7 protein-coding genes and 1 pseudogene are annotated in these 8710 nt (G+C 38.9%); all 8 read left to right on the top strand.

Going from position 1 to position 8710, the window contains the following annotated elements; genetic code table 11:
• A partial coding sequence (gene sdaAB / locus V7137_RS03925; protein WP_335696853.1) for an L-serine ammonia-lyase, iron-sulfur-dependent subunit beta occupies positions 1 to 521 on the top strand: 521 nt, incomplete at its 5' end.
• Between the two features lie 31 nt (positions 522 to 552).
• Positions 553 to 1458, top strand: a complete 906-nt coding sequence (gene sdaAA, locus V7137_RS03930) for an L-serine ammonia-lyase, iron-sulfur-dependent, subunit alpha (protein WP_335696854.1) — start codon at positions 553 to 555, stop codon at positions 1456 to 1458.
• Positions 1459 to 1558: 100 nt separating this feature from the next.
• Positions 1559 to 2326, top strand: coding sequence for a ribonuclease HII (locus V7137_RS03935; RefSeq protein WP_335696911.1), 768 nt, complete (start codon positions 1559 to 1561; stop codon positions 2324 to 2326).
• Between the two features lie 307 nt (positions 2327 to 2633).
• Positions 2634 to 3794, top strand: a complete 1161-nt coding sequence (gene sucC / locus V7137_RS03940; RefSeq protein WP_335696855.1) for an ADP-forming succinate--CoA ligase subunit beta — start codon at positions 2634 to 2636, stop codon at positions 3792 to 3794.
• 22 nt (positions 3795 to 3816) lie between these two features.
• A complete protein-coding gene (gene sucD, locus V7137_RS03945; RefSeq protein WP_218345639.1) occupies positions 3817 to 4719 on the top strand; it encodes a succinate--CoA ligase subunit alpha in 903 nt (300 codons plus the stop codon).
• A gap of 115 nt (positions 4720 to 4834) precedes the next feature.
• On the top strand, positions 4835 to 5722 hold the full coding sequence (gene dprA, locus V7137_RS03950; protein ID WP_335696856.1) for a DNA-processing protein DprA: 888 nt from the start codon (positions 4835 to 4837) through the stop codon (positions 5720 to 5722).
• A 540-nt stretch (positions 5723 to 6262) separates the two neighbouring features.
• Complete coding sequence (gene topA, locus V7137_RS03955) at positions 6263 to 8341, top strand: type I DNA topoisomerase (protein ID WP_335696857.1); 2079 nt, start codon at positions 6263 to 6265, stop codon at positions 8339 to 8341.
• A gap of 211 nt (positions 8342 to 8552) precedes the next feature.
• Positions 8553 to 8710 (top strand): annotated as a pseudogene (locus V7137_RS03960) (FAD-dependent oxidoreductase); the annotation flags it as partial.

The following is an 8710-nucleotide window of genomic DNA, read 5'->3' on the forward strand; positions in this document are numbered from 1 at the left end:
ACGGTTCATTTGCAAAAACCTATAAAGGACATGGAACAGACTTTGCCATTGTGGCGGGACTGTTAGATTTTGATACATTTGATGAACGTATGCCACAATCGTTAACAATAGCAAAAGAAATGGGTCTAGATGTGACCTTTTCTGTTGAAGAAGCAGTGACAGATCATCCGAATACGGTGAAAATTAATTTGTATCATGATGATAATGAACTTGAATTAGTTGGGATTTCAATTGGCGGCGGTACGATAGAGATTACAGAATTAAACTCTTTCCCGTTGAAACTTTCTGGAGAGCATCCCGCCATCCTTGTCATTCATCAAGACCGTTTTGGAATCATCTCAGCGGTAACAAGTGTGTTATCAAATTATAAGATTAACATTGGTCATATGGAGGTTTCACGTTTGGAAAAAGGTGAAATGGCATTAATGGTAATTGAAGTTGACCAGAAAATTGATGAAACGGTAATCGCGGAATTACAGCAGCTTTCTAGTGTCTCGCAAATCATTCGAATGGCTGAATAGATCATCTATAATTTCATCAGGAGGTGTTCAAATGTTTCGAAATGTAGCGGAACTTGTTCTACTTGCAGAAACCAATCAAGTGAAGATTGCAGAAATTATGATCCGTCAAGAAATAGAAGTTTCGGGTCTTTCAAGAGAAGAAGTTCTAAGTAAAATGGATAAGAACTTAATGGTTATGGAGCAAGCGGTGGAAAGAGGCCTTAAGGGTGTACACTCCCATACAGGGCTGACAGGCGGCGACGCTGTATTGCTCCAAAACTATATTAATAGTGGCAGAGCATTAGGGGGAACGATTTTATTAGATGCCGTTAGTAAAGCGGTTGCAACCAATGAAGTGAATGCTGCAATGGGTGTTATTTGTGCTACGCCAACAGCTGGTTCAGCAGGTGTAGTCCCTGGAACATTATTTGCTGTAAAAGAGAAATTAAATCCAACCCGACAAGAAATGATTGAATTTTTATTTACCGCAGCTGCTTTCGGTTTTGTAGTGGCTAACAATGCCTCAATATCTGGCGCGGCAGGGGGCTGCCAGGCAGAAGTAGGTTCTGCGAGCGGAATGGCAGCAGCAGCGATTGTTGAATTAGCTGGCGGCTCACCAAAGCAGGCTGCGGAGGCGATGGCGATTACTTTAAAAAATATGCTTGGTTTAGTTTGTGATCCCGTCGCTGGTTTAGTAGAAGTTCCATGTGTGAAACGAAATGCGATGGGCGCATCAAATGCCATTACTGCTGCGGATATGGCGCTGGCGGGAATTACAAGCAGGATCCCATGTGATGAAGTTATTCATGCCATGTTTTTAATAGGGCAATCCATGCCATCAGCGTTAAGGGAAACAGCAGAGGGTGGTCTTGCCGCTACTCCTACAGGAAAAAGACTGGAACAAGAAATTTTTGGCACAGACAAACCATTTAAACTAAAAGACTTAGTGTTATCCTAACTAGAGTAAATAACACCCAATTTAGATAAAATATTGGGTGTTATTTTATGTTGTGGATAGTAAATGATATCGGTCATAACAGCGGGTGGAATGAATGAGAATGAAACAATTAACGATTGCAGAGATTGAACGACATTTAGAAAACATAGAAATCGAATCTGATCCGTTCTTAATGGATCTTCTTCAAGATGAACGTAAAGGTGTCCAACAGTTGGTACATAGATGGAAAAGGAAATTTGCCGAGAAACAACAACTAAAAGAAAAGTTTGTTGAAATGAATGTCTATGAGCAGAAATGGCGCTTAAAAGGCTATGAAATGATTGCAGGTGTGGATGAAGTAGGAAGAGGACCGCTTGCAGGCCCAGTAGTTGCCGCAGCTGTCATTTTGCCGAAAGATTTTTTCTTAGCAGGCATAGACGATTCGAAAAAGTTATCTGAAAAAAAACGAATGGAATATGATGCAATCATTAGAAAGGAAGCAATTTCCTTCAGTATTTCAATGATTCATGCAGAGGAAATTGATGAAATGAATATTTACCAAGCAACAAAAAAAGCAATGAACGTTGCAATAGCATCATTAGAGCCCGAGCCTGACTTATTACTAATTGATGCCATGAAGCTTGAAATTCCGTTTCCCTCTGAATCTATTATTAAAGGTGATGCAAAAAGTATATCCATTGCTGCAGCATCGATTGTAGCAAAGGTTGCTAGAGATAATCTGATGAAAGAAATTTCATCCATACACCCAGTCTATGGATTCCAGCAAAACATGGGATATGGAACAAAAGAACATGTCGAAGCAATCAAACAATACGGGATAACCTCCTATCACAGAAAAAGCTTCGCACCAGTAAAGGATTTTATATAAATAAAAGAATTAGAATTGTTTTAGGGACTATGTTGATTGGGACGGATACAGAGAGACTCCTGCGGGAGTACNNCTATATCACAGCAAAAAAAAGCAGGTACTTCCCTGTTTTTTTATTATATTACAAAACAAATTATTCCAAATGAGGTGTGGATTTCCTGAGAGAAATCGAACAAAAATTATTGACTATTTAGATTCTTTTTAACGTGTATATAATTTTTTAGCATAATGGTGGACAAGGTATGTATCATTATATAAAATGAAAACGGAGTCAGTTTTTAGAAGAGTTTGAATAGGAGGATGGGAAATGAATATCCATGAGTATCAAGGGAAAGAGATCCTCAGAAAATACGGGGTTGCTGTTCCAAATGGAAAAGTAGCATTCACTGTAGAAGAAGCAGTGGAAGCAGCGAAAGAATTAGGTACACAGGTTTGTGTGGTAAAAGCACAAATCCATGCCGGTGGACGGGGAAAAGCCGGTGGTGTTAAAGTAGCGAAAAACCTTGATGAGGTTCGTACATATGCAAGCGAAATCCTCGGAAAAACTTTAGTAACGCACCAAACAGGTCCAGAAGGTAAAGAAGTAAAACGTCTGCTTATTGAAGAAGGCTGTGATATTAAAAAAGAATATTATATTGGACTAGTTTTAGACCGTGCAACTTCTCGAGTTGTATTAATGGCTTCTGAAGAGGGCGGTACGGAAATCGAAGAGGTTGCTGAAAAGACTCCAGAGAAAATTTTTAAAGAACAAATTGATCCTGTGGTCGGCTTACAGCCTTATCAGGCACGTCGAATTGCGTTCAATATTAATATTCCAAAGGAATTAATTAATCAAGCTGTAAAATTTATGACTGCTCTTTACAATGCTTACATTGACAAAGATTGTTCGATTGCAGAAATAAATCCACTTGTTGTTACAGGTGATGGTAAAGTAATGGCTCTTGATGCTAAATTGAACTTTGACTCAAATGCTTTATATCGTCAAAAAGACGTTCTTGAGTACCGTGACCTTGAAGAAGAGGATGCTAAGGAAATCGAAGCCTCTAAATTCGATCTAAGCTATGTTGCTTTAGATGGCAATATCGGCTGTATGGTTAACGGAGCAGGCCTTGCTATGTCGACGATGGATATTATTAAACACTACGGCGGCGACCCTGCAAACTTCCTTGATGTTGGGGGCGGCGCGACAGCTGAAAAAGTTACAGAAGCATTCAAAATTATCCTTTCTGATCCAAACGTAAAAGGTATTTTCGTTAATATCTTTGGTGGAATCATGAAGTGTGATGTTATTGCTGAGGGTGTAGTAGAAGCAGCTAAGCAAGTTGGACTAACTGTTCCACTGGTTGTTCGCTTAGAGGGAACAAATGTTGATTTAGGTAAGAAAATCTTAGCTGAGTCAACTGTAGAAATTATTGCTGCTGAATCCATGGCTGATGGCGCACAAAAAATCGTTTCATTAGTGAAATAGGATCATAGAAAGGGGAATTAACGTGAGCGTTTTTATTAATAAAGATACAAAAGTTATTGTTCAAGGGATTACTGGTTCAACGGCCCTTTTTCATACAAAACAAATGCTTGAATATGGTACACAAATTGTTGGTGGAACATCTCCAGGAAAAGGCGGAATGGAAGTAGAAGGCGTGCCGGTATTTAACACTGTTAAAGACGCTGTGGATGCAACAGGCGCTACTGCATCTGTTATTTACGTACCAGCACCTTTTGCAGCTGATGCGATTATTGAAGCAGTTGATGCAGAGTTGGATCTTGCGATTTGTATTACTGAACACATTCCAGTTTTGGATATGGTAAAAGTAAAACGTTATATGGAAGGTAAAAAGACTCGCTTAGTTGGTCCTAACTGCCCAGGTGTTATCACGGCTGACGAATGTAAAATCGGTATCATGCCTGGTTACATTCATACAAAAGGCCATGTAGGTGTTGTATCCCGCTCAGGAACATTGACATATGAAGCTGTTCATCAATTAACACAGGCTGGTATTGGACAAACAACGGCTGTTGGTATCGGCGGCGACCCTGTTAATGGGACAAACTTCATCGATGTATTAAAGGCATTTAATGAAGATCCTGAAACATACGCAGTAATCATGATTGGTGAAATCGGCGGTACTGCTGAAGAAGAAGCAGCTGAATGGGTTAAAGCGAATATGACAAAACCTGTTGTCGGCTTCATTGGGGGACGTACTGCGCCTCCAGGGAAACGTATGGGCCATGCAGGTGCTATTATTTCAGGTGGTAAGGGTACAGCAGATGAAAAAATCCGTATCATGAACGAATGCGGTATTAAAGTTGCTGACACACCATCTGTTATGGGTGAAACATTAATTGAAGTCTTAAAAGAACAAGGTTTATACGAAAAGTGTAAAACGCACTAAAACCGAAATCTAAACAGTTATCAAAGATAAAACTCATCAGGTATTTTTCAAATAGTCCCTCATAATTGAGGGGCTATTTATTCTACTATAAATCTATAAGGAGGAAATTTTTTATATGGACGACTTTAAAGAAAAACTTATTTCTTTGCTGCATTATCCAGAAATCTCCTGGAGTACTGTATTACAAATACTAAAAAAAGATCCAACTCTGACCAACTTTTATAAGTTACATGCCCAATTCCCACAACAAACTAGTTTATTTCCACCAAGTACCTCCAGTAACCCTTCAAAAAAACCTCCAAGCATTACCCTGCATCCTGAGATCATTCGTGACCAAATCCGCCAATACGAAACCAATGACATTACTGTGATCACAATTATGGATAAAGAATATCCGCCATTGTTAAAAGAAATTTATCAACCACCATGGGCATTGTTTGCCAAGGGCGACCTCTCGCTGCTTGAAAAAGATCCCAAACTTGCAGTTGTTGGTTCACGTCAGGCTACCCAATATGGGAAAAATGCGATTCGTTTGATTTTTCCACAGTTGATAGACAATGGGGTGCTGATTGTAAGTGGTTTAGCTCGAGGCATTGACGCACTAGCCCATGAATATGCAATAAAAAATGGCGGAAAAACAATTGCTGTGATTGCTGGTGGTTTTTATCATATTTATCCAAAGGAAAATCTGAACTTAGCACTAGAAATGATGAAAAATCAGCTCGTTCTTTCGGAGTACCCACCCGATACAAAACCGCTTAGATGGCATTTTCCGTCAAGAAATCGAATCATTAGCGGACTGTCAAAAGGAACACTTATAATAGAAGCAAAGCGAAAGAGCGGGTCATTGATTACCGCAAATTTTGCTGTTAATGAGGGAAGAGATGTTTTTTCCTTACCTGGCAGCATTTTTAATCCATATTCCTTCGGTGCAAACGAACTAATTCAACAAGGCGCAAAGTTAGTGACAGATGCTGAAGATATATTAGTTGAAATTAAATAATAGTCTAGTTTACCTATAAATTTTTGGCTATGTTTAAGCTCATTGTTGACTCTGCTGCTATGTTGATTGGAACGGATATAGCAAGACTCCTGCGGGAATAGAGAGTCAAGGGAGACCACGCAGGCGCGTTTAGTGCCGAGGAGGCTCCCGGACTGACCTCCCGTGGAAAGCGAATCGCCTGTAGAGTAAATCAACAGGCATGTTTAAAAGAGCTAAATTTTTAAGGAAAATGATTTAATTTTAAAGGTTTTTATGAATAAATGGAGAAATTAGCTTAAAAAGGTTGCAATATTTTCTAATTTGTTATACATTTTCCAACAGATGTTCGAAAAAAAGAATATTTGTAAATGAGATAAATAATATTGTAAATAACATATAACGAAAAACTTTGGGATAGGGCAGTTTTGTAAAGTATTTTCTCCGGTCTTTTTAGGTAAAACTGGTATATAGGAAAGCTTCTCAAATGAAAAGCACCTTAGAAACAGACATTTGCCGGATTCGGGGCGCTTCTACACTTTCCCTCTTAAGGAGGATATTTGAATGGCAGATTTTCTTGTAATCGTTGAATCGCCGGCAAAAGCGAAAACGATTGAACGATATTTAGGAAATAAATATAAAGTAAAAGCATCAATGGGACATATTCGCGATTTGCCACGGAGCCAGATGGGGGTCAATGTAGAAAATAGCTATGAACCAAAATATATAACGATTCGTGGAAAAGGTCCTGTTTTAAAAGAATTAAAAACAGCGGCAAAAAAAGCAAAAAAAATCTATCTCGCAGCTGACCCGGATCGCGAAGGGGAAGCAATTGCATGGCATTTGGCCCATAGTTTATCAGTCGACATTCATTCAGACTGCCGTGTGGTTTTTAATGAAATCACAAAAGATGCAATTAAAGAATCGTTTAAGCATCCACGTCCAATTAATATGGATTTAGTCGATGCACAGCAAGCACGGAGAATTCTAGATCGTCTTGTAGGTTATAATATCAGTCCGCTTCTTTGGAAAAAGGTAAAGAAGGGGTTAAGTGCAGGCAGGGTTCAATCTGTTGCCGTCCGTCTAATTATAGATCGGGAAAATGAGATCAAAGCTTTTGTTCCTGAAGAATATTGGACGATTGATGGAGAATTTTTAAAAGGAAAAGACCATTTTAGTGCCCAATACTTTTCATTAGCTAACAAGGAAAAATTCGAACTAAAATCCGAACAGGATGTCCAAAACATTTTAAGTCAAATGGATGATAATAAGTTCAGAGTCATGTCGGTTACAAAAAAAGAACGAAAAAGAAACCCTGCACCACCTTTTATTACTTCATCATTACAACAAGAAGCAGCTAGAAAACTAAACTTCCGGGCTAAGAAAACGATGATGCTCGCGCAGCAGTTATATGAAGGGATTGAGCTTGGTAAAGAAGGAACGGTTGGTCTTATTACGTATATGAGAACAGATTCAACTCGGATTTCTGAAGTCGCCCAAGCAGAGGCTGCAGGTTACATCAGGTCGGAATATGGGGAAGAATATTTAAAAGATGATCAAAGAAAAGAAAAGAAACAATCGAATGCTCAAGATGCACATGAAGCGATTCGCCCGACCAGTACATTACGTGACCCTAATAGCTTAAAATCATTTTTATCAAGAGACCAACTTCGCTTATATAAATTAATCTGGGAACGATTTTTAGCGAGTCAAATGGCACAAGCAGTAATGGATACAATGAGCGTAGACTTACAAAATGGTAATGTTCTATTCCGTGCCAATGGCTCAAAAATTAAGTTTCCTGGTTTTATGAAGCTTTATGTGGAAGGGTCAGACGATCATGTCGATGATAAGGACAAAATGCTTCCTGACCTGAAAGAAGGAGATGAAGTGTTTAAGAAGGACATCGAGCCGAAGCAGCACTTTACACAGCCACCTCCAAGGTACACTGAGGCAAGACTTGTTAAAACACTTGAAGAACTCGGCATTGGACGCCCGTCTACCTATGCACCAACCCTTGACACAATTCAAAAGCGGGGCTATGTAGCACTCGATAATAAAAGATTTGTTCCAACCGAGCTTGGTGAAATTATCGATGAGTTGATTTTAGAATTTTTTCCAGATATTCTAGATGTCGAATTTACAGCCAAAATGGAACAGGGTTTAGATAATATCGAAGATGGAAAAGTTCCTTGGGTCAATATTATTGATGAGTTTTATCAAGATTTTGAAATTCATTTAAAAAAAGCTGAAGAAGAAATGCAATCTGTTGAAATCAAAGATGAGCCTGCTGGGGAAGATTGTGAGAACTGTGGCAGCCCTATGGTCTTTAAAATGGGCCGGTATGGAAAATTTATGGCTTGCAGCAATTTCCCAGATTGCCGGAATACAAAACCGATTGTCAAGGAAATCGGAGTAACTTGTCCGAATTGCAAAGAAGGACAAATCATTGAACGTAAGAGCAAGAAAAAGAGATTATTTTACGGGTGCACCAAATACCCTGAATGTGAATTTATCTCCTGGGATAAACCACTTCCGAGGGAATGCCCGAAATGTGAAGGCATGCTAGTTGAAAAGAAATTAAAAAAAGGCGTGCAAGTTCAATGTGTTAATTGTGACTACAAGGAAGAACCGCAAAGCTAAGCGAGAGTGGACAAAGTCCACTCTTTTCATTTTGCATCATTCTTGTTAAGAAACTACCCAAATTAAAAACATTTCTGTATTACTTAAAACTTTTTTCTTTTTCATTCGTATAGTACAATGCAAGATGGACTTAAATGTGGGAAAAGTATGTATAGGTATGTGAACTTTTTTACATGTACATAAACCAAGGTTAATATTAGGAGGTTAATAAATGAATGAAGTAACAATAAATGTCATCGGCGCTGGATTGGCAGGAAGTGAAGCAGCATGGCAGATTGCGAAACGCGGAATCAAGGTACGATTATATGAAATGCGACCAGTGAGGCAAACCCCTGCCCATCATACAGATAAATTTGCGGAATTAGTGTG

This window comes from Neobacillus drentensis (assembly GCF_036962765.1).
In the GTDB taxonomy this organism is placed as follows: Bacteria; Bacillota; Bacilli; order Bacillales; family Cytobacillaceae; genus Neobacillus; species Neobacillus drentensis_C.